Source organism: Pseudotamlana haliotis (assembly GCF_008806375.1).
Classification (GTDB): Bacteria; Bacteroidota; Bacteroidia; order Flavobacteriales; family Flavobacteriaceae; genus Pseudotamlana; species Pseudotamlana haliotis.
On the sequence record NZ_WAAT01000032.1, the window covers coordinates 340 to 21,558 of the forward strand.

Consider the following 21,219-nt stretch of genomic DNA (forward strand, 5'->3'; position numbering starts at 1 on the left):
CGCTTTTCCATAGATATTACCCATTCGTTTCAATCGACCAGTTTCAGGATTTCTAAAGCTGTAATACACAAACCAACGTTGATTTAAATCTCCGTTTGCAGTATAAATTTTTGGTGTAGAAAAAGACTTTTTAATTGACAATTTGTGTTCGTTTCCGTGTTCGTTTCTGTGTTCCAAGGTAAGAAATTCAATTAATTTAGGCATAAAAAAACGGCTTAGTGAACACTAAACCGTTAAACCTCAATTCTTTAAAACTTGTAGCGAGAGCGGGGCACGATCCCGCGACCTCCGGGTTATGAATCCGACGCTCTAACCAGCTGAGCTACCTCGCCATAATTTGAGGCTGCAAATATAGAAACATTATTAGAGTTACCAAATAGAACTGATAAAAAAATAATATTAAATTTTATAGGCTCACTTATCAATTAATGTATATATTGGCAATATAAATTTCTAAATTACCTATGGACGACAAAGTTAGATTTGATATTGAATTCGTAATACACGCATCCCCTCAACTTTTATACAATTATATTTCTACACCTTCTGGCTTATCAGAATGGTTTTCTGACAACGTAAACTCTCGTGGTGAAATGTTTACTTTTATTTGGGATGGTAGCGAAGAAAAAGCAAAATTATTAAATAAAAAATCAGGAGAACGTGTGAAGTTCAGATGGTTAGAAGATGAAGAGGACGGACAGTCTTATTACTTTGAAATCAAAATTCAAGTAGATGAAATTACTAAAGATGTCTGCTTGATGATTACCGACTATGCTGAAGATGATGAGGTTGATGAGGCTAAAATGCTTTGGACCAACCAAATATCTAGTTTAAAGCAAGTATTAGGTTCGGCTTAATTACAAATCACATATTTTAAATTATATTTGTCCCGCTTACTCAAAAAACGTTTAAGCGGGATTTTTTATGACGAATTTTAACGGAACACTTTTAGACGGAAACACTTTTTTATCAATAAATAATAGAGGTTATGCCTATGGCGATGCTCTTTTTGAAACGATAAAAGCGAGTAGTGGTAAACTCTTATTTTGGGAAGATCATTATTTCAGATTAATGGCTTCTATGCGTATTATGCGTATGGAAATCCCGATGAGTTTTACGATGGAGTTTCTAGAAAGTGAAATTTTAAAAACTTTAGAGGCTAACGATTTAGAAAAAGCTTCGGCACGTGTAAAATTAACAGTTCATAGAAACGAAGGTGGCTTATACACTCCAAAAACGAACAACGTAAGTTTTGTGATTGCCGTTAATGAACTTTCAGATAGTTTTTATACGCTTTCTGAGGACTTCTACGAGGTTGATTTGTTTAAAGATTATTATGTGTCACCAAGTTTATTATCGACTCTAAAATCGAATAACAAGGCTTTAAACATAGTAGGAAGCATTTATGCGAAGGACAACAGTTTAAATAATTGCCTGGTATTAAATACCAATAAGCATGTGGTTGAAGCCCTAAATGGTAATGTGTTTCTAGTAAAAGGAAATACCATTAAAACGCCTGCGTTAACTGATGGCTGTTTAAAAGGAGTGATGCGTTCACAACTTTTAGAAATTATTAAATTAATTCCTGAATATGAATTGGTAGAAGATTCTATTTCACCTTTTGAGCTTCAAAAAGCAGATGAAATGTTTATTACAAATGTGATGGTAGGGATTCAGCCCGTGAGTAAGTACAGAAAAAAGACCTTTAAAAACGAGGTTTCTAAAAGTTTACTTCAAAAGTTAAATGTGAAAATTCGATTGAGTTAATTGTAACTCGGGTCTTCTGGGGCGTTAGACCAAATACTGTATTCGCCACCAAATTCTAACATTTTTTCTTTCCAAAAGGTCTCATAGTCTTTTTCTATGATGTTCTTTTTATATACGTTTTCAGAAACGACCCAAGAGTTTGATTTTAATTCAGAATCTAATTGGTTGATATCCCAACCTGAGTAACCTAAAAAGAAACGAATATCATTTTCGTTAATCGTATTGGTTTTAATAAGCTCAGCAACACGATTAAAATCGCCACCCCAATAAATACCTAAAGATATTTCAATACTATTAGGTATTAAGTGCGGAATTTTATGAATAAAATATAAGTTATCCTGCTCAACAGGACCACCATTATAAACTTTAAACGTAGCTTCCAATTCAGGAATTAACTCGTTAATTGTATAATCTAGGGGTTTGTTAAGGATGAAGCCTATAGACCCTTCTTCTGAATGATCTGCTAATAAGACTATCGAGCGGTTAAAAGAAACATCTCCAATAATTGCTGGTTCAGCAATTAATAAATCTCCTTTTTTGGGTTTGATTGTCACCATATGTAGAGGAATTTAGTAACTAAAACTAAGATTAATTTATGGAAAATGCAACTCTTTAGTTAATATATAAAAAAAAAGCCTCCTAAATAGGAGACTTTTTCTAAATATAAAGAAGTAAATGATTAGTTTACTGCGTTTGATAAATCAGAACCAGCTTTAAACTTTACAATGTTTTTAGCTGCAATTTTGATAGTTTCTCCTGTTTGAGGGTTTCTTCCGTCTCTAGCAGCTCTATTAGAAACTGACCAAGATCCGAAACCTACTAAAGAAACTCTATTTCCTTTTTTTAAAGCTCCTTCAATTTCAGTTAAAGCACATTCTAAAGCTTTCTTAGCAGCTGCTTTAGTAATTCCTGCTTGCTCTGCCATTGCGTCGATTAAATCTGTTTTGTTCATAATGTATAATTTAATTATTAATAAAAGTTGGATTACATTTTTGTTTAAATCCTTTACAAATTTATACGGATTATGCAACCACGCAAGTAATAGCAAGGGAAATACACTGTTTTGTTAATAACTTCAGGTATTTGTTAATAAAGCTCATACACTTTATCGGATATTTAATAATATCAATGGTAATAGGGGTTTACAGCATTTTTGCATTTTCTTCAAAACGGTATCCGTTTAAAAGAGATTTTATATCCATGGCACGTTTCCCTGGGAGCTTAATTTCTGTCAGAATTAGGTAACCTTCTGTTACTGCTACTTTTAGCTCTTTTTTAGTGGAGATAACAGTTCCTAAGGCTAAATTATGATCTGATAGTTCCTTTTCAGAAGCATAAATTTTAACATCTAACGCATCTTCACCATTAATTAAGGTCGTCCAAGCGGCAGGGTAAGGGCTTAAACCTCTAATATGATTGAAAATGGCGTCGATCGAAGCTTCCCAATTAATTTTACAATTGGTTTTATTGAGCTTGTAAGCGGTTTTAATATCTGATGAATCTTTCTGCGGAATCGTTGTTACTGTGCCTTTTTCTATGGCTTTAACCGTTTTTAAAACTAAAGCGCTTCCAGTTGTCATTAATTTATCGTGAAGACTTCCGGCATTTTCATTGGTGTCAATAGAAAGTTCTTCCTGTAGAATCATATCGCCGGTATCAATTTCTTCGTCTATAAAAAAGGTGGATACACCTGTTTTAGTTTCTCCATTAATAATAGCCCAATTGATAGGTGCGGCTCCGCGATAATTAGGTAATAAAGAAGCGTGCAGGTTGAAGGTGCCAAATTCCGGCATGTTCCAAACCACTTTTGGTAACATTCTAAAAGCGACTACAATTTGTAAATTGGCATTTAAGGCTTTTAGTTCGTCTAAAAAATCATCATCTTTTAAATTGGAGGGTTGTAATACCGTTAAGTTTTGTGAAACCGCATATTTTTTCACAGCACTTTCGTTAAGCTTTCTTCCGCGTCCAGCTGGCTTATCAGATGCAGTAATTACACCTACTATATTATGGTTGTTTTCTACTAAAGTTTTTAAGGTGTCTACCGCAAAATCGGGTGTGCCCATGAATACGATTCTTAACTCTCTCATCTTTTGATGTTTTATTTTGATGTCTTTGTAAGCTTACAAATGACTTAATTTATATGTGTTTTTTGGTGTAATAATTATAATTTGATGTTCCAAAAGTAATTTTAAAACGTCTTTGAGTTCGTCTTCAGAACAGTTTAATTTTTCTAAAAGACTTCTGGAATTGTAATCTCCAGATTCTAAAATTTCAATTAACTTTTTTCGAAGATTATTAAGGTCTTGTGGGGTTTTCTTTTTCTGCTGAATGCAAACGGAGCATATCTTACAATCCTTAACTTCGGTTTCTCCAAAATAAGAGAGGAGCTGCACGCTTTTGCAAACCGAATCATTTTTAACATAATCAAGCATGGCTTTAACCTGATTTTGTTTCAGCTTATTTTGTTGCTTAATGATTGGTGCAATTCTATTGATGGTGATTTCATCTTCCCGAGGCTCAATAAAAGTGATTTGAGCATCGGTTTTGGCTAAATTGAGCGCGATAATTTCATCGTCTTCCAATTGCTGTAAGGTGTGGATGAGTCGGTTTTCTGGGGTAGAAGCCTTTTTCGAGACCTTTTTTAAATCTACTTTGGTGAGATTATCAAAAATACCACCATACATTCTTAAAATAGATTTTACAATGATACCGTATTCTTGATGGGTGTCTAGGTAATTAAAAAGTGCATTATTCGAAATGATGAACTGAACCGTTACCTTGTTTTTAAATTGTTTTGAAAGCGTAATCACACTATTTCTATCCAAATAAAGCAAGGCATTGTAGCATAAAATTGACGGAAAGTTATAGGCTTTACAAAAACTGCTAAAATCAAAATCAAAAGTTTCATATTCACCCTCTCCATAAGAAACTTGAAAATAGTTACAGAGTTTTCGGTAGACCTGTTTAATAAAATCTACAGGAGGAAGCACGCTTAAAAACTGATTTTTAACGAGGTCTTCATCGCTATTATTTTTTAAAATAACCGCAAAAGCTTTATTGCCATTTCGCCCGGCACGTCCAGCTTCTTGAAAGTAACTTTCAAGGCTTTCGGGTAAATTTAAATGGACAACGGTTTTCACATCGGGTTTGTCAATGCCCATACCAAAAGCATTGGTAGCCACCATAACCTGACTCTGGTTTTGCAACCAAGCCGTCATGTTTTTATCTTTTTCGGCATTGGTGAGTCCGCCGTGATAAAATGTAGCGCTGATGTTTTTTGATTTTAAAAAGGAAGCGACTTCAATGGTTGCTTTTCTGTTACGGACATACACAATGGAAGATTCCGGGTTCTTTCTTAAAATAGCTTCGAGCTTGTAATATTTGTCATTTTCATGAAAAACCATGTAAGACAGGTTGCTTCTCCAAAAAGACGTTTTAAATATTTTAGGCTGAATAAAATCAAGTTCCTTAATGATATCTTGAACCACCTCTGGTTTTGCTGAAGCTGTTAAAGCTACCACATTAGCCGTAGGTCGCAGTTGCCTGAGCAAAGCAATATTTTTATAGGCAGGCCTAAAATCGCTACCCCATTGCGAAATACAATGGGCTTCGTCAACAGCAATTAAATTGACATTCATTAACCGAATACGGTCTTGAACAAGTTCTTGCTGTAAACGTTCTGGCGACAAATATAAAAACTTGTAATTGCCATAAATACAATTATCAAGCATGGTGTCAAGTTGATTATAACTGATGCCACTAGTTAGCGCCATAGCTTTAATGCCTTTGTCATTTAAGGTTTGTACCTGGTCTTTCATTAAGGCTATTAATGGCGAAATGACAATACAAATACCATCTTTGGCTAAGGCTGGTATTTGAAAACACAAGGATTTTCCGCCTCCGGTTGGAAGTAGAACAAAAGTGTCTTCGCCCTCAATAACGGCATTGATAATGGCTTCCTGTTCTGCTCTAAAACTGGTGAAATTCCAATAACGCTCTAATATGTTAATGGGGTGTTCCATATTAAAGTTTACAAGTTTTTAATATGAAATTGGTTCGGTTTTCAACAGTATCAAAAGGCACATCAATCAATTGATATTGATAAGCCTCATAAGTTTTTACCAAATATTTATAGATGTCTTGCGCTTGTTCGAAGGTTTCGTAACGCTCGCTGTCACTGATGTAAATGGCTTTCCAAGGTTTTAAAATAAAAACCATGTCGTATCTGGCGTTTTTACAAGTTTCTGTAAATTCAGTAGGGTAGGCGTCTCCAATAAAGTCCATGTAAGCCAAAACATCATGAACCCCTCTATCAAAAAAAACAGTCTGGTCTTTTATTTTTTGAGCATCATAAAACTGTTGCGCTCTGCCTTTTAAAAGCATGTTGCTAAACTGCATGGGGTCGGTTAAAAACAACTGATCAATGCCTTTTTTCTGGGCTTCAATAATTACCTGGCGTGAAATTTCTTCCATACACAGGAAACCACGGGCTATTAAGGCATTAATTAAAGTTGATTTTCCAGTTCCGGGTCCACCAGTAATAAGAATTTTTCTTGTGTTCAAATCCACCATATTTGTTGTAAAAATCGGAATTTAACAGCGATAAAAAAAATGGAAAGTTAAATCGGGTGATTTATTGTAAACCTTAGCCTCGAAATCTATTTTTACTAGAAGATTTCAATACGTTAATAGAGTGGGATAACAACGAATGAAATTGTATCTTTGTCGCAGAAAAAAATACTATGAGCACACCACCAAATTCAGAAGCCTTTTACAAGAAATTAAAAGAACAATTATACGACACAGCAAAATGGCCCTCAGAATATCTTTATAAGTTTATTGTGATTTCAGAACAGGATAAAATCAATCAAATTGAAGATATTTTCGATAATTTAGGTGCTGTCATTCAAACTAAAGCCTCTAAAAACGGCAAATATACCAGTGTTTCAATTAATGTGACCATGAAAAGTCCAGAGGCCGTAATTGCCAAGTACAAAGAAGTTACAGAAAATATTGAAGGCGTTATCAGTCTTTAGATATTTTTTGTATTTTGCACATGCAGAAACACTTCATTCAATACCAAAACTCTACAACTTTTATTTTGATAGATACCTTAGAATACAACACAGAGCGTGAGCATTTAATCATTCCAGAGTACGGAAGACATATGCAGAAGATGATTAATTACGCCAAATCACTAGAATCAAAAGAGGAACGCAATAAAGTAGCCAAGGGGATTATAGCTGTAATGGGCAATATGCAACCGCACTTAAGAGACGTTCCAGATTTTCAACATAAATTATGGGATCAAATGTTTATCATGTCTAATTTTGAATTAGATGTTGATTCACCATACCCAATTCCTACCAAGGAAATTTATGAAGAACGTCCAGAACCTTTAAAATATCCTCAAAACTTTCCTAAATATCGTTTCTACGGAAACAATATTAAAACCATGATTGATGTGGCTAATACTTGGGAGGATGGTGAGCTTAAAGAAGCCTTAACCTATACCATAGCCAACCACATGAAGAAGTGTTTCTTGAATTGGAATAAGGATACGGTAGAAGATAATGTGATTTATGATCATTTATATGAACTTTCAGGTGGAAAAATTAATTTGAAAAATTCAGAAGAAGATTTATCAGATTCTTCAAGTTTAATGCGTTCAAAATCGAAGTTTTCTAATAACAACAATAAGAAAACGCATCATAAAAAAAGCAATTCTAATAACCGACAAAGAAAACGCTACTAAAATTTCATGGGAACATTTAAAATTGAAGGCGGTCACGCGTTAAAAGGAAGTATTCAACCTCAAGGAGCAAAAAACGAAGCTTTACAAATTTTATGTGCTGTTTTACTAACGCCAGAAGCTGTAACCATTCATAATATTCCTAATATTATTGATGTCAATAAATTGATGTTATTACTTGAACATTTAGGTGTGAAAGTAAATAAAATAGGGAAGGGCTCTTATACTTTTCAAGCAGATGAAGTTAATTTAAAATACTTAGAATCTGATCAATTTAAAGTGGACGGACGCGGTTTACGCGGCTCTATCATGATTGTTGGTCCGTTACTAGCCCGTTTTGGGAAAGGTTTTATTCCTAAGCCTGGCGGTGATAAAATTGGTCGTCGTCGTTTAGATACCCATTTTGAAGGTCTTATTAAATTAGGAGCGAAATTTAGATACAGTAAGGAAGAGCAGTTTTATGGTGTTGAAGCCGAAAAGCTAAAAGGTGCTTACATGCTTTTAGAAGAAGCATCGGTGACAGGAACCGCTAATATTTTAATGGCAGCTGTTTTAGCCGAAGGCAAAACCACTATTTATAACGCGGCTTGTGAGCCTTATTTACAGCAATTGTGTAAAATGCTGAATAGAATGGGGGCTAAAATTAGTGGTGTAGGCTCTAATTTATTGGTGATTGAAGGTGTTGATAGCCTTGGCGGAACTGAGCACACCATGCTTCCTGATATGATTGAAATAGGAAGTTGGATTGGTCTTGCTGCGATGACTAAAAGTGAATTAACCATTACCAATGTTTCTTGGAATGATTTAGGATTAATTCCTGAAACTTTTAGAAAATTAGGCATTACCGTTGAAAAACGTGGCGAGGATATTTTCATTCCAGCACATAAAGATGGTTATGAAATACAAAATTTTATAGATGGTTCTATTTTAAATATTTCTGATGCGCCATGGCCAGGATTCACTCCAGATTTATTAAGTATCATTCTAGTAGTAGCTACACAGGCTAGAGGAAGTGTTTTAATACATCAAAAAATGTTTGAAAGTCGCTTGTTCTTTGTAGATAAGTTGATTGATATGGGGGCTAAAATCATTTTATGTGATCCGCATCGTGCAACAGTTATTGGTCATGATTTTAAATCGACTTTAAAATCCACAACCATGACTTCCCCTGATATCCGTGCTGGTGTTTCTTTGTTAATTGCAGCGCTTTCAGCAAAAGGAACCTCACATATTCAAAATATTGAACAAATAGATCGTGGTTACGAGCATATAGATGATCGTTTACGTGCTATTGGTGCTAAAATTGAGCGTATCGATTAGGGAACGGTCAGTTTTTATAATATATAAAAGGACTTGTTTGTTTTAAAGCAAGTCTTTTTTTATGGCTAATAATTGGTATAATTAGGTAATGTAAATATGCGGTGTAGAGATAAAAAGCCCTTGCTCATTGATATAAATTAGCAAGGGCTTTTTGAGTCGTTTAAGGTCTACCTTTTAACCTTTTTTCAATTTTTTGTTTAATTGCGGTTAAGCGTTTCATCAAATCCATAATTTCAGGATCTTTTTCTTCTTTATAAATGGTATTTAAACTTAAAATTAGGTCTTTTACTTCCCTAGACGATTCAATGCGTTCACTAGTTGTTTTAAAGGTGTGCTTACGCTGCTCGAATTCTAAAGCTCGGTCTATTATCTCCATACGGTGTATTTAATCTTTAATCAATTTTAAGGGACGTGACAAATAGTTCTCTGTCACAATTCGCCAATATAATAAAATCTGTGATATATTCGATTTTTATAGTGAATAATTATGTTAATTTTAGTATTCTATCGATAATAAGACATGTTTTTTTGATATATTCATTTTATTGATTGCAGATTTTAGCTTTTTTTGAATGCGATCTTGTGGTCTTTTTTTTATGTTTTTGTTAACAAAAATAGAATTTTCGATACGTAATTTTATAGCTAATGAAAATTTCAAAAAAAACAAAAATGAAAAAATTACTTTTACTTTTTATGGCTTGTGCTACAGTATATTCTGTGAATGCTCAAGTGCAAACGCCTCAACCAAGCCCTGCAGCGAAACTGGAGCAAAAGGTTGGTTTAACCGATGTAACTCTTGAATATTCTAGACCAAGTGTAAAGGGCCGTACTATTTTTGGTGATTTAGTACCTTTTAATAAAATGTGGAGAACGGGAGCTAATAAAAACACAATAATTACATTTAGTACTGATGCCATGGTTGGTGAGTATAAATTAAAAGCGGGATCTTACGCTATTTTTACAGAGCCAGGTGAAAGTCTTTGGAAAGTATATTTTTATGCTGATACCGATAACTGGGGTGTTCCAAAAAAATGGGACGAATCTAAAGTTGTAGCCGTGACTTCAGTAAAAGCTTATAAAGTACCTTTTAATGTAGAGACGTTTACATTAGACATTAACAGTATTACTAATGGTGGTGCTACGCTTGAACTTATTTGGGAAAAAATGTATATCGGTGTACCTTTTACTGTTGGTACGGATGATGCTGTTTTATCAAGTATTAATGACGTTTTAGGTGGATCTCCAAAAGCTAGTGATTACTATGCAGCGGCTTCTTACTACTTAGAAGAAGGTAAAAGTCCGAAACAAGCGATGGAGTGGATTGATAAAGCTGTAGAAATGACCAAAGAGAAACCTCTTTTTTACTACTACAGAAAACAAGCTTTAATTCACAATAAAGCTGGTGACTCAAAAGGCGCTATTGCAGCAGCTAGAAAGTCATTAGAATTAGCTGAAATTGCTGGAAATGATAACTATGTTAAAATGAATCAAGAGTCTTTAGCTGACTGGTTAGGCGAGTAAGCTTCGTTTAATATTCATAAAATATAAAAAACGTAACCGAAAAGGTTGCGTTTTTTTATGGGAATAAGTGCCGTTTAGTACTCTAAATGTATAAGCTCTCGAACACGGTCTAAAGTGGTTATAAGTTGTTTGCTGAAGTCAAAAGTCATCAGATCACTTTCGGTTTTTCCTTGGTGAATTAAAGCGTTAAAATGACCTGCTTCATAACTGTAACCAATAGTTTTGTAATTAAAATCAATGGTTTCCTCGTTATTATTAGTTGTGACTGTAACGGTTGAAGGTTCATGAAACTTACCGTTTATTTTAACTGTAGCTTTTTCAAAATGAAAAATGGCTTCGGTAGGTAAATCTTCTTTCAGTGAACTTTTTAAATGGGCGATTACACCATTTTTATAATTGAAAATCATGTTACATGAAGAATCAGCACCATTGTCGAAATAGGTAGCTTGAGCGTTAATATGTTCTGGAATACCTAAAGTTGATAGGGCTGCAAAAATAGGGTAGATGCCAATATCTAATAAGCTACCTCCTCCTAAAGATTTATTGAATAATCGTGAGTTATCATCAAAAGCTCTGTAAAAACCAAAATTAGCCTCTAGTTTCTTGATGTTTCCGAAGGTTTTTTGATGAACACAATCTAAAACATATTGATAATGCGGTAAGAAGTATGTCCAAAGCGCTTCCATTAAAAGGACATTGTTTTGCTTTGCTTTAGCAATCATGTCATTGACCTCTTCAGCATTCATAGCGAAAGGTTTTTCACAAAGTACAGGTATACCGTGCTCTAGACAAAGTAAGGTGTTCTCTATGTGTAGGGCGTGAGGGGTGGCTATATAAACCGCATCCACCTGATTGTCTTTAGCCAATAAGTCATAACTGTTATACGCTTTTGTAGCCTGATGTTTTTCCGCGAAAGCGTTTGCTTTATTTTGAGTGCGTGAAGCGACTGCATAAAGTCTTGCACCAGGAACACATTGTAAATCTGTGGCAAATTTATCTGCAATTTTTCCGAGGCCTATAATGCCCCAATTAATTGTTTTCTGTGTCATAATTCGTCTTACTTGGTAATATGAATTGTAGGATACAGGCTAAGGTAATCACGATGATACAGCCTACAAAATTTAACCATAAAAAAGGCAGGTTAATGTATTCATATTCATTGAGTAAGAATAAACTAATCACGATAACTTGTGTGATTAAGGCGGCAACAAATACGGCATTTCCTTTAACAAATTTGAAGAAAAAAGCTAACAGGAATATTCCGAGAACGTTACCATAAAATATAGACCCGATGATGTTAACTAGCTGAATTAAATTTTCTGCTAGATTGGCTACACAAGCAATACCAATAGCGATGAGGCCCCAACCAAAAGTGAACCATTTAGAGGCAATTACCATAGCTTTTTCAGTTTTTTCACCAGCATTACGCTTGTATAAATCCATGGTGGTTGTAGAACCTAAGGCGTTTAACTCACTGGCTGTACTAGACATGGCTGCGCTTAAAATAACGGCCAATAATAAACCAATTAAGCCACGAGGTAAGTTGTTAAGTATGAAATGAATAAAAACATAATCTTTGTCATTGCTTTCTACTTTAACGCCTTCACTTTCTGAAGCTTTATCAATCAACAATCGGGCTTCACTTCTAATATCCTCTTGAACCGCGTTGGCAATAGCCATGTATTTTCTGCTATTTTCATCTTCCGAATTAATGAAAGACGTGATAATCTTTTGTTTGTCGTTAAAAACTTCTTGCTGTTCCTTCTGAAGGGTTTGGTATTCATTGGCGTATTCAGAATTTAAAACCACTTCGGTTGCTGTAGGATTGAAATTGACAGGTGATGCGTTAAACTGATAAAACACAAAAACCATAACCCCAACAAGTAGAATAAAAAACTGCATCGGGATTTTTAAAATACCATTAAAAATTAAACCCAATTGCATTTCTTTTACCGATTTCCCGGAAAGGTAACGTTGCACCTGACTTTGGTCTGTACCAAAATAGGAAAGCATTAGAAAGGTTCCTCCAATAATACCACTCCAAAAGGTGTAGCGATTATTTAAATCGAATGAAAAATCAAGGACTTCCATTTTACCACTAGCACCGGCAATATCTAAAGCTTTTTTAAAGGTAATATCCTGCGGAAGTTTATCTACAATCAAAAAGAAAGCCACTAACATACCAAAGAAAATAACAACCATTTGGTGTTTTTGCGTAACGTTAACGGCACGTGTTCCGCCAGAAACCGTGTAAATGATAACTAGTAAACCAATGATAATATTGAGGGTGAGGAGGTCCCAACCTAAAACAACAGACAATATAATAGCTGGGGCAAAAATGGTAATCCCAGCTGCTAGTCCGCGTTGAATTAAAAACAAAATGGCGGCTAAAGTTCTGGTTTTTAAGTCGAAGCGGTTTTCAAGAAATTCGTAAGCGGTATAAACTTTTAGTCGGTAGTATAATGGAATAAACACCATACAAATAACCACCATGGCAATAGGTAAACCAAAATAAAATTGTACAAAACCCATACCGTCGTTAAAGGCTTGTCCGGGTGTGGATAAAAAAGTAATGGCACTAGCTTGTGTTGCCATTACCGATAAACCAATGGTCCACCATTTTGAGGTGTTTCCACCACGTAAATAATCGGTAACATTTTTACTACCTCGAGTTTGCCAAGTGCCGTAAGCCACAATCGCAATTAATGTGGTACATAAAACGGACCAGTCAATCCAACTTAAAGTTTGCATGAATTAAAAAGATTTTGTGATGAAGTAGAAGGCAATAAAATAAAGGGCATTGGCAATTAAAACCACTGTATATAATTTAAGCCAGGTTTGTTTTGGTGCTTCGTCGTTATCCATAATATTTTATTTTTCAGAAGGATTTAGGTCTTCTTTGCCTAGAGAAAGCATGTTTGCAAAGAGTCTGTAAGCGCCAGAAACCCCTGCAGGAAACTCTCTAAAAAAGCTTAATCCAGTGTAAATATAATAGCCTTTTCCGTGTTTAGCGATGAGTAAGCTGCCTTTTTTATCAGATTCTTTTTTGTCATGTAGTTCTAAAATAGGTGTAAATTCTCTTCCCCATGAATCTGGGAAATATAAACCACGCTCTTGAGTCCAACCTTCAAAATCATGTTGGGTGATTTTATTAGGGGTGTTTAAAACCGGATGATTTGGTTTTAAAAAGCGTACTTCGGCGTTTTCATCAGTGACACGGTCTCTAGAAAGATTGAGTTTGTAAGGCGCAATGTTTTCAACTTTTAAACGACGGTTGGTATTGTATTGCACGATCATATTTCCGCCTTGAGCGACAAAATCAAATAATTCTTGCTGTTTAAATTGTAAATTATCTAGAATGTTATAGGCGCGTATGCCCACCACAACAGCATCGAACTGACGTAATGTTTGAGCTGAAATTTGCTCAGGAGTTATATATTCAACTTGGTAACCAATTTGTTCTAAGCTTTCAGGAACCACATCACCGGCGCCTTCAATATAGGCAATACGTTTCCCTTTTTTCTTGATATCTAAACGGACCACTTTGGTTTCACTTGGCAATAAAACGGTTTGCTGTGGCACGTGGCTGTACACCATGCTAATAAGTTCTTTGCTGTAAGCTTCGTTACCCACGTAAACAATAGGGGTGATGTAGGCTTCGCTACCTGTTTTTGGAGGCGTTACCGTAAATGTGAAATTTTGGTCGGCGCCTTTGTGAGCGATATTTACCTTTTGAGATTTTGGTGTAATTTGCCAATCTGCAGGATGTTCAATTTCTATGGTGCCCTCTAAATTGTCATGACCCGCTTTTACAGTGACATTAATAAAACGCTTTGCGTCAGTATTAAAAATAATAACCTTTTCACTAATGGATGCTGAAGCTTCAGGGATGATTTCAAATGGGCGGTACAATTCGCCTTTGTCGGGCTTAGAATAACGCTGAATCACATCTTTTGTTATAGTAAATGGCGCATTGTTAATTAACAGGTTGAAATCCACTTTATAGGCTCTAGGGGTTTCTGGCAATCCGATGAGGTTTTCATCTTCAACGTAATACATGCCTAAACTGCCTTTTTTATTTAACCAATATGGCGTTGTAGGTTCTTGGCTGTCTTTGATATTTAAAACCTCGTTGAAATTGTATTTGATATTGTTTTTTAGGTTGATGTTTTTTGAAATATGAAGGCCTTCGGAAGTTTTAAAACCTACTAAAGTTACTGGCGTTTCACTTCGGTTTAAGACTTCAATTTCGAGTTTTACAGCTTCACTAGGTGTGGCCCAGTTGGTTTCTGCGGAAGCTTCTAAATAGAGTCCGGCACACATTTCAATGATGTGAATCAGTTCTTTTGATTTTTGGGTTTTCCAGTGTTCATCTTCAATATTTTGAAGTAATTGGTAAGCTTCAACTAACTGCGGAAGATGGGCTCCCGGGTTTTTAAAGTTGAAGTTTTTTTCTATTTCATATAGAATCTCTCCAACAGCATTACCGCCTTTTACACGGCTCCAAGACGTGTCTATACCTTTAAAAATATTTTCGTCTTTTTTAAGGGGATCACCTTTTAGAAATTCTAAATACTCCTGTTGAGTACCACGCTGGGTTAAGTTTCCAAAACCTTGACATAAATGCTGACTCCTAGCTAAGGCAGCGACTTCGTTGTTGGAAAGCCCTTTAAGCGGGTAGTAGGTACCTATGTCTACGCTATGCATATCACTTTTATCGGCTTTCTCAAACTTTTCCTTACCGCCGTAAAACCAGTAACTGGTATTGAAAAACAGACGCTTAGGCTGCCATAAACTGGTTCTGTTTAATTGATTAGGGAAAGCGGTCTTATCGTTTGCTAATTCGAAAGCTTCTACGCTAAGCACGGCCGAAGCCGTATGATGACCATGTGTGGTTCCTGGAGATCTGTGGTCAAAACGGTTAATAATTATATCGGGTTTGAAAGTTCTAATGGCTAAAACCACATCGCTTAGCACTTCGTCTTCATCCCAAATTTCGAAGGTTTCTTCAGGATGTTTTGAATAACCAAAATCGTTAGCTCTTGAAAAAATTTGTTCGCCACCGTCAATACGACGCGCCGCTAGTAATTCTTGGGTTCTTAAAACTCCTAAAAGTTCTCTCAGATCTGAACCAATTAAATTTTGTCCGCCATCACCGCGGGTTAATGATAAATAAGCCGTTCTGGCCTTTACATGGTTAGACATGTATGAAATTAAGCGTGTGTTTTCATCGTCTGGATGTGCCGCAACGTAGAGTACAGACCCTAAAAAGTTGAGTTTTTGTATGGATTCGTAAATTTCAGAAGATGAGCTTTTTACTGGGGCTTGTGCATGTATTATGGATAGCGAAAAAAGTGCAATATAAACGGCAAGTATAATTTTTTTCATTTGGGTTGTTTAGTAAAAAACCAAATATAAAAAGTTGCTCGCGGCTTGGCTAGGTTTTAATGTTTCTTTAACGGTTTATGTCTGATAATTAAGTTTTTTTAAATTATAAAATAAGTAGAGATTGCACACAATTTTACACAATAGACCCATGCTGTATATGAATAAGTAAATAGGATAATTGGTAAAGGTCTCTCTATATTCACCTGTTAGCAGGACGATTCCTAAATAAGCTAATTTTCTTTAAATATTTTCAGACCATTTTTAAAACTAATTATTGCAAATAAAAAAAAGATTACAACCAATACATACCTCCAGTTGCTCTGTTCTATTACGGATATAGAGTATGCAATAGCTGACTGTTTAGAAGAGCTTATTTCACTATACGACTTACCTCCAAGCGTAGAAGAAAACCATTTAAAAGCAATTGCTAAAGCCATTAAGGTAAAAATTATTGATGTAATTATATAGTCATACCAATTCATTTTATAATTTGTTTTTGCCATTTGTTTTAGGTTATTCTTTGTTATAAAATTTATATTTTTTACTCATATTAATTATTTCTGCTACTCATAGAATCAACTAATTCTTTTAATAGAACACAGTAATATTCGGACGACCAAAAGAAAACAGTTATGGATTTACTTTATGGGTTCATGTTTAAACTTAATCTTAAACATCAGTCGAGGTAGTTTCTTTTTTGAATATATGGAGAGTGTTCAAGCTATCTTTCACGTACAACTTATTATCTACTACAATTGGTTTTTCCAAGCCAATTCTAAATGATTTTTCTCCTTCAATTTTTACTTCTTGTATAAACTCTAGTTTTCCTGATTTTACATTAACTGCGCCAAATACAGGAATGTTCGTATCTCGATAACCTGAGAAGTATAACAAGTCTTTGCTATTGAAAGTAAGATGTGATGCTATGTGTAAATTCTCACTAAACTTTTGGTTGACTTCTTTCTTGCCTGTATTTGCATCAATTACCTCAAAGAAATTACCCGTTATACCATAAAGGTTATCATTCTGCTCCGCGTAACTATAATGAGATAAGGAATTTTTATTACTCCAAACTTTTTCCCCTGATTGCCTATCAAACGCGATCAAGCTATCTGACATAGGAATAATGATATATTTCTTTGTTTCTATACTTTCCCCATTAATGATACTATTTAAGTCTGTTTGCCATAATATATTACAGTTTTCAAAATTTAAATATGCAATCTTATTTCCACCCCTGTTCGATAATAATAAATGTGATTGATAAACATTTCTAAATGACATTTCTCCATTTATGGCCAATAATAATTTGCAACTTTGATCATAAATGGAGTTATCATACTTTTTGTCTTTTCTACGGTAAGAGGAAGATATATACCTATGATTTGATAAAGCCATAATATATTGATCATTAGATTTGCATACTTTTTCTAATTTCAAGTTTTCAACATCCAAAGATAAAAGGTCACTATCAACAGAAATATACAAATGACTATTAATAAGCTTACAATCAAAATCCCTTGTAAATTGATGCTCGAACTTTAATGTCAAATCTCTGATATCAAAAAATTTTAATACATGCTTACTTGAATAGTAAACAATACATTCATCATTTATGCTTGGGCAGGAATAAACATCATCTATTTTTGTAACTTTTTTAAACATTACTTTACTGAGAAAATTAAATCAAAATTGTCATCAATTAAATCTATCAATGCGTCTTTGGTTTTGGGTCCTATTTTAACTAACTTATTAATCACATCTTGAGAAATTATGCCCCTCCCGCTAGCGCTCGACTGTGTCGGGTGCCCGTTATTGTGTCTACTTCATAAAAAAATCTAATCCCGCTAGCGCGTACTTGTAGTCCGTGCAACACAAATAGCTCAAAACAAATATAATGTAAAAACATCTAGCCAACTTGCTGTTGTTTTTGATGTAAATAGGCGACGTCCTTTTCTGTAGTTTTATATTTTGTAGACTTCTTTTATTGTTTTTTAGAAACTTTCTTGTGGTGCTGCTTTTGTATTTTATGTTTGGCACGTACTATATGTTCGCTTTAGCGGGGTTCTTAAATTAATTATTTTTCATTAAACATTTTTAGACCATTTTTAAAACTAATTATTGCAAATAAAAAAATGATTATAACTAATACATACCTCCAGTTGCTCTGTTCTATTATTGATATAGAGTATGCAATAGCTGACTGTTTAGAAGAGCTTATTTCACTATACGACTTACCTCCAAGCGTAGAAGAAAACCATTTAAAAGCAATTGCTAAAGCCATTAAGGTAAAAATTATTGATATAATTATATAGTCATACCAATTCATTTTATAATTTGTTTTTGCCATTTGTTTAGGTTGTTCTTTGTTATAAAATTTATATTTTCTACTCATATTAATTATTTCTGCTACTCATAGAATCAACTAAGTCTTTTAATAGAACACAGTAATATTCGGACGACCAAAAGAAAACAGTTATGGATTTACTTTATGGGTTCATGTTTAAACTTAATCTTAAACATCAGTCGAGGTAGTTTCTTTTTTGAATATATGGAGAGTTTGTTCTGTATCTAATTGGTACAAATGAGTATTGGTAATCTTTGGAACGTTTGTACCAAGCCCTACATCCTTAAAAATATGAATCCAATCCACTTTTTTTGTTTTTCTATTTAAAGAAAGGACCGAGCTTAAATCAACATTTGGAACTTCCTCTAAATAAGTATGTGCCGTTAAAAAAAGATGCTCTGGTGTAAAAGAGTTATTATTAAAAGGACGAAAATCGCTTACACCATACTTGGACAACTCATCTTTCAACTGATGATAGCTGATTTCTTTAGAGTCTAGGTTAATTTCAAAATAAAAGGTATCAAAAACACCAATCAGCTTAGAAGCACTTTTGTCCAATACAAAATTCGTTGGGTCTGGAAGTACGTCTTTGTAAAATGATCCAACCTCAAAACCTTTCAGCTCACGCCATTGGTGAAGTATTCCTCCTGTATTCACATCAATCGATAATAGTAAATGATTACTACAGGCTACTAATAATTGATCCTGATATATACCTAAAACCCTTTGGAGTTCAACTTCTTCAAATTGATTAAGCATTAACTCCCACTTAATTTGACTTTCTTTGATATCTAAAGCAGATATTTTATTCTTATCAAAATATCCGATGCCAACACCTGCAACTACCAATTCTATAGTATAATTTTCAAAGGGAAGTTCTCTTGCTTCGCTACAAGATTCAAGATCGAACATTCCAAGATTCCACATCCATTTCCTATTTTCTCTCCGAAAATTAATACAACAGAATACCTGATTGTTTGTAAGTGATTTTGGAAACAACGGAGTTTCTATTTCTTTGATTCGATTTCCAACCTTTAGAAACTCAATCCCATCATTATTATGGAAATAAATCGAATCATATAAAAACCAAAAAGAATAACCTTCAACATCTTTTATCAATTCAACATTATTATTATACAGGATGTTATTTTGATTTATAAAGACGTTACCCTTGAAGCATTTCAACCCTGATACATTACTCTTTCTTTCTATAATTTTATACATATCCCTATTCGACTTTTATAAACTTGAACAAAGCATCATCTTGGAATTCTATCATTTCTAAAAATTCAGTTTTCGCTCTTGCTTTATTAGTTGTAGAAAATAAACTTTCCTTTAAACCTCTTTGATTTCCCCCGCTAGCGCTCAACTGTATCAAGTACTCGTTATTATATCTACTTCATAAAAACAATCTAAAAGAATTGGCACTACAACCACTTTTTACGTTTAAAATAATACAGCATACCTAAAAACATGGCAATCATAACCCCCCAAACTACAAAATAACCGTATTTGAAATTGAGCTCTGGCATGTATTGAAAGTTCATACCATAAATACCAGCAATAAAGGTGAGGGGGATAAAAATGGACGCCATAATGGTTAAAACTTTCATGACTTCATTCATTTTATTGCTGATGCTCGTCATGTACATATCCATTAAACTGGCAGCCATTTCTCTGTAAATATCAATACTTTCTATGACCTGAATAAGGTGGTCATAAATATCTCTAAAGAAGGTAACGGTTTTTTTCTCTATAAGTGGATTTTCATTTTTGTCAATTTTAATAAGCATTTCACGCAGCGGAAACATAGCAAGTCTTATTTTTAGAATTTCATGCTTTAAATCACGAATGTTTTTACTAGTTTGATCATTCACATCACCAGCAAAAATAGCGCTTTCAAAATTTTCGACTTTATCGCCCAAAATTTCAATCACACTAAAATAATGATCCACAATGGCATCAATAAGTATGTATAAAAGATAATCTGAGCCCAAAGATCTGGCACGACCTTTACCTGCTTTTATACGAGCTCTTACCGCATCAAAGACATCGCCTTCAGATTCTTGGAAGCTTAATACATAATTTTCACCTAAGACAAAACTGATTTGCTCTGAAATAATATTATCATCATTCTCGTCATGATAAAGCATTTTTAAAACCACAAAAAGGTAATCGCCATAATCATCTAGTTTAGGGCGCTGAGATATACTCACTATATCTTCAATCACTAAGGGGTGGAGGTTAAAGTGATTTCCAAGATTTTGAATGGCGCTTACATGGTTAAGGCCATTGAGGTTCACCCAAGTAACAGAGTCAGAGTTTTTAAAGTTATAGCTTTCTTCAACCGAAATTAATTCTGTGATGTTACAGCGTTGCTGATTGTAATCAAAAGCTTCAATAAAGAGTTTTTCTTTGGAGCGTTCACCGGTGTAAATAGGACTGCCAGGAGCTTGTCCTAACTTTTTTTTAGAATGCTGTGTGCGTTTTTTTTTAGACATAGAAAAAATAATATTATAAATATAATGAAATATTAAACCGCATCACCATCGTCTTCTTGAGGTTTTACAATGGCATCTTTCTTAATGAGCGTGACTGCTTTTTGAAGCATTAAATTATTGGGGTAGGTTACTAAATTGCCATTGTCTAAGCGTAAAAGTATTTGAAAGGCACGAATGTCTTCAATAATAGCGGTAATAGGGAAGTCCTGATCGTGAATTTCTATTTTGTCACCTACTTTATAAGGAAAGTTGAAAAACATGATAATTCCTGAAGTGACATTGCTTAGAATAGACCAAATCGCAAAAAGCCCAATACCAATAACTGCAAAGATGGAAGAAAATAAAACGGTGAGCTCTTTTAGGTTGGCACCGAAAATTATGGACTCAAACAGTAAGCCAATTATAAAAAAAATGACGGTAACGTAACGACGCATTAATCGGATACGGGCTTCATTAATTCCATTTTTTCTAGCCACCTTTGAGATGGTAAAATTGACGATAAAACGTAAAATGAGCAGCGCAATAATGATTAGTGCTGAAATAATTAGCTCGTTTTGATATACCTTATGAAAATCTAGCATATGAGTTGTTTTAGTTTTGGGTTTAATGAGAAGTGTAAT

The 21,219-nt window shown here is 34.3% G+C and carries 21 protein-coding genes, 1 tRNA gene and 1 pseudogene; 6 read left to right on the forward strand and 17 right to left on the reverse strand.

The genetic code is table 11. From position 1 onward, the window contains the following. Both F6U93_RS14610 and F6U93_RS05705 read right to left on the reverse strand, forming a co-directional pair. Positions 1–204 (reverse strand): annotated as a pseudogene (locus F6U93_RS14610) (hypothetical protein); the annotation flags it as partial. A 54-nt stretch (positions 205–258) separates the two neighbouring features. Next, a tRNA-Met gene (locus F6U93_RS05705) sits at positions 259–332 on the reverse strand. 132 nt (positions 333–464) lie between these two features. Between F6U93_RS05705 and F6U93_RS05710 the strand changes: the two genes are divergently transcribed. Together F6U93_RS05710 and F6U93_RS05715 are read left to right on the forward strand one after the other, a co-directional pair. Next, a complete protein-coding gene (locus F6U93_RS05710) occupies positions 465–857 on the forward strand; it encodes an START-like domain-containing protein (protein ID WP_150937732.1) in 393 nt (130 codons plus the stop codon). Between the two features lie 67 nt (positions 858–924). Then, complete coding sequence (locus tag F6U93_RS05715; RefSeq protein ID WP_150937734.1) at positions 925–1,767, forward strand: aminotransferase class IV; 843 nt, start codon at positions 925–927, stop codon at positions 1,765–1,767. Here the strand turns inward: F6U93_RS05715 and F6U93_RS05720 are convergent. From F6U93_RS05720 to F6U93_RS05740, 5 genes are all read right to left on the reverse strand, one after another. Next, a complete protein-coding gene (locus F6U93_RS05720; protein WP_150937736.1) occupies positions 1,764–2,324 on the reverse strand; it encodes a YqgE/AlgH family protein in 561 nt (186 codons plus the stop codon). The two genes, F6U93_RS05715 and F6U93_RS05720, sit on opposite strands and share 4 nt — an antisense overlap. A 122-nt stretch (positions 2,325–2,446) precedes the next feature. Beyond that, positions 2,447–2,719, reverse strand: a complete 273-nt coding sequence (locus F6U93_RS05725; RefSeq protein ID WP_150937738.1) for an HU family DNA-binding protein — start codon at positions 2,717–2,719, stop codon at positions 2,447–2,449. 190 nt (positions 2,720–2,909) lie between these two features. Beyond that, a complete protein-coding gene (fmt, locus tag F6U93_RS05730; RefSeq protein ID WP_150937740.1) occupies positions 2,910–3,857 on the reverse strand; it encodes a methionyl-tRNA formyltransferase in 948 nt (315 codons plus the stop codon). 33 nt (positions 3,858–3,890) lie between these two features. After that, positions 3,891–5,792: a RecQ family ATP-dependent DNA helicase gene (locus F6U93_RS05735; protein ID WP_150937742.1), complete on the reverse strand. Its 1,902-nt coding sequence runs from the start codon at positions 5,790–5,792 to the stop codon at positions 3,891–3,893. A 1-nt stretch (position 5,793) separates the two neighbouring features. Next, positions 5,794–6,342: an AAA family ATPase gene (locus tag F6U93_RS05740; protein ID WP_394349743.1), complete on the reverse strand. Its 549-nt coding sequence runs from the start codon at positions 6,340–6,342 to the stop codon at positions 5,794–5,796. Positions 6,343–6,512: 170 nt separating this feature from the next. Here F6U93_RS05740 and F6U93_RS05745 point away from each other — a divergent pair, with 170 nt between their 5' ends. From F6U93_RS05745 to murA, 3 genes are read left to right on the forward strand one after another with little or no spacing between them, the layout of a single operon-like run. Then, positions 6,513–6,806 (forward strand): DUF493 family protein, encoded by a 294-nt coding sequence (locus F6U93_RS05745; protein ID WP_150937745.1) that lies wholly within the window; start codon positions 6,513–6,515, stop codon positions 6,804–6,806. Between the two features lie 20 nt (positions 6,807–6,826). Continuing rightward, complete coding sequence (locus tag F6U93_RS05750; protein WP_150937747.1) at positions 6,827–7,525, forward strand: DUF4290 domain-containing protein; 699 nt, start codon at positions 6,827–6,829, stop codon at positions 7,523–7,525. A gap of 6 nt (positions 7,526–7,531) precedes the next feature. Next, positions 7,532–8,842, forward strand: coding sequence for a UDP-N-acetylglucosamine 1-carboxyvinyltransferase (murA, locus tag F6U93_RS05755; protein ID WP_150937749.1), 1,311 nt, complete (start codon positions 7,532–7,534; stop codon positions 8,840–8,842). Between the two features lie 160 nt (positions 8,843–9,002). Here the strand turns inward: murA and F6U93_RS05760 are convergent, their stop codons facing one another. Beyond that, complete coding sequence (locus F6U93_RS05760) at positions 9,003–9,218, reverse strand: hypothetical protein (protein ID WP_067147546.1); 216 nt, start codon at positions 9,216–9,218, stop codon at positions 9,003–9,005. Between the two features lie 293 nt (positions 9,219–9,511). Here F6U93_RS05760 and F6U93_RS05765 point away from each other — a divergent pair, with 293 nt between their 5' ends. Next, positions 9,512–10,363 carry a DUF2911 domain-containing protein gene (locus tag F6U93_RS05765; RefSeq protein WP_150937751.1) on the forward strand — a complete coding sequence of 284 codons (852 nt, stop codon included), beginning with the start codon at positions 9,512–9,514 and terminating at the stop codon, positions 10,361–10,363. A gap of 74 nt (positions 10,364–10,437) precedes the next feature. Here the strand turns inward: F6U93_RS05765 and F6U93_RS05770 are convergent, their stop codons facing one another. The 9 genes from F6U93_RS05770 to F6U93_RS05810 form a co-directional block, all read right to left on the reverse strand. Beyond that, positions 10,438–11,412: a Gfo/Idh/MocA family protein gene (locus tag F6U93_RS05770; protein ID WP_150937754.1), complete on the reverse strand. Its 975-nt coding sequence runs from the start codon at positions 11,410–11,412 to the stop codon at positions 10,438–10,440. Beyond that, positions 11,393–13,114 (reverse strand): sodium:solute symporter, encoded by a 1,722-nt coding sequence (locus F6U93_RS05775; protein ID WP_150937756.1) that lies wholly within the window; start codon positions 13,112–13,114, stop codon positions 11,393–11,395. The genes F6U93_RS05770 and F6U93_RS05775 overlap by 20 nt, the downstream gene beginning before the upstream one ends. Positions 13,115–13,234: 120 nt before the next feature. Next, the gene (locus F6U93_RS05780) at positions 13,235–15,751 is read right to left on the reverse strand and encodes a PIG-L family deacetylase (protein ID WP_150937758.1); all 2,517 of its coding nucleotides are present in this window, start codon (positions 15,749–15,751) and stop codon (positions 13,235–13,237) included. Between the two features lie 230 nt (positions 15,752–15,981). Further along, positions 15,982–16,254 carry a hypothetical protein gene (locus F6U93_RS05785; protein ID WP_150937760.1) on the reverse strand — a complete coding sequence of 91 codons (273 nt, stop codon included), beginning with the start codon at positions 16,252–16,254 and terminating at the stop codon, positions 15,982–15,984. A gap of 166 nt (positions 16,255–16,420) precedes the next feature. Next, positions 16,421–17,416, reverse strand: a complete 996-nt coding sequence (locus F6U93_RS05790) for a PQQ-binding-like beta-propeller repeat protein (RefSeq protein ID WP_150937762.1) — start codon at positions 17,414–17,416, stop codon at positions 16,421–16,423. A gap of 412 nt (positions 17,417–17,828) precedes the next feature. Next, positions 17,829–18,146, reverse strand: a complete 318-nt coding sequence (locus tag F6U93_RS05795) for a hypothetical protein (protein WP_150937763.1) — start codon at positions 18,144–18,146, stop codon at positions 17,829–17,831. Positions 18,147–18,266: 120 nt separating this feature from the next. Further along, complete coding sequence (locus F6U93_RS05800) at positions 18,267–19,322, reverse strand: hypothetical protein (RefSeq protein ID WP_150937765.1); 1,056 nt, start codon at positions 19,320–19,322, stop codon at positions 18,267–18,269. 203 nt (positions 19,323–19,525) lie between these two features. Beyond that, complete coding sequence (corA, locus tag F6U93_RS05805; protein ID WP_150937767.1) at positions 19,526–20,599, reverse strand: magnesium/cobalt transporter CorA; 1,074 nt, start codon at positions 20,597–20,599, stop codon at positions 19,526–19,528. Between the two features lie 32 nt (positions 20,600–20,631). Continuing rightward, positions 20,632–21,180, reverse strand: a complete 549-nt coding sequence (locus tag F6U93_RS05810; protein ID WP_150937769.1) for a mechanosensitive ion channel domain-containing protein — start codon at positions 21,178–21,180, stop codon at positions 20,632–20,634. Positions 21,181–21,219: the final 39 nt, after the last annotated feature.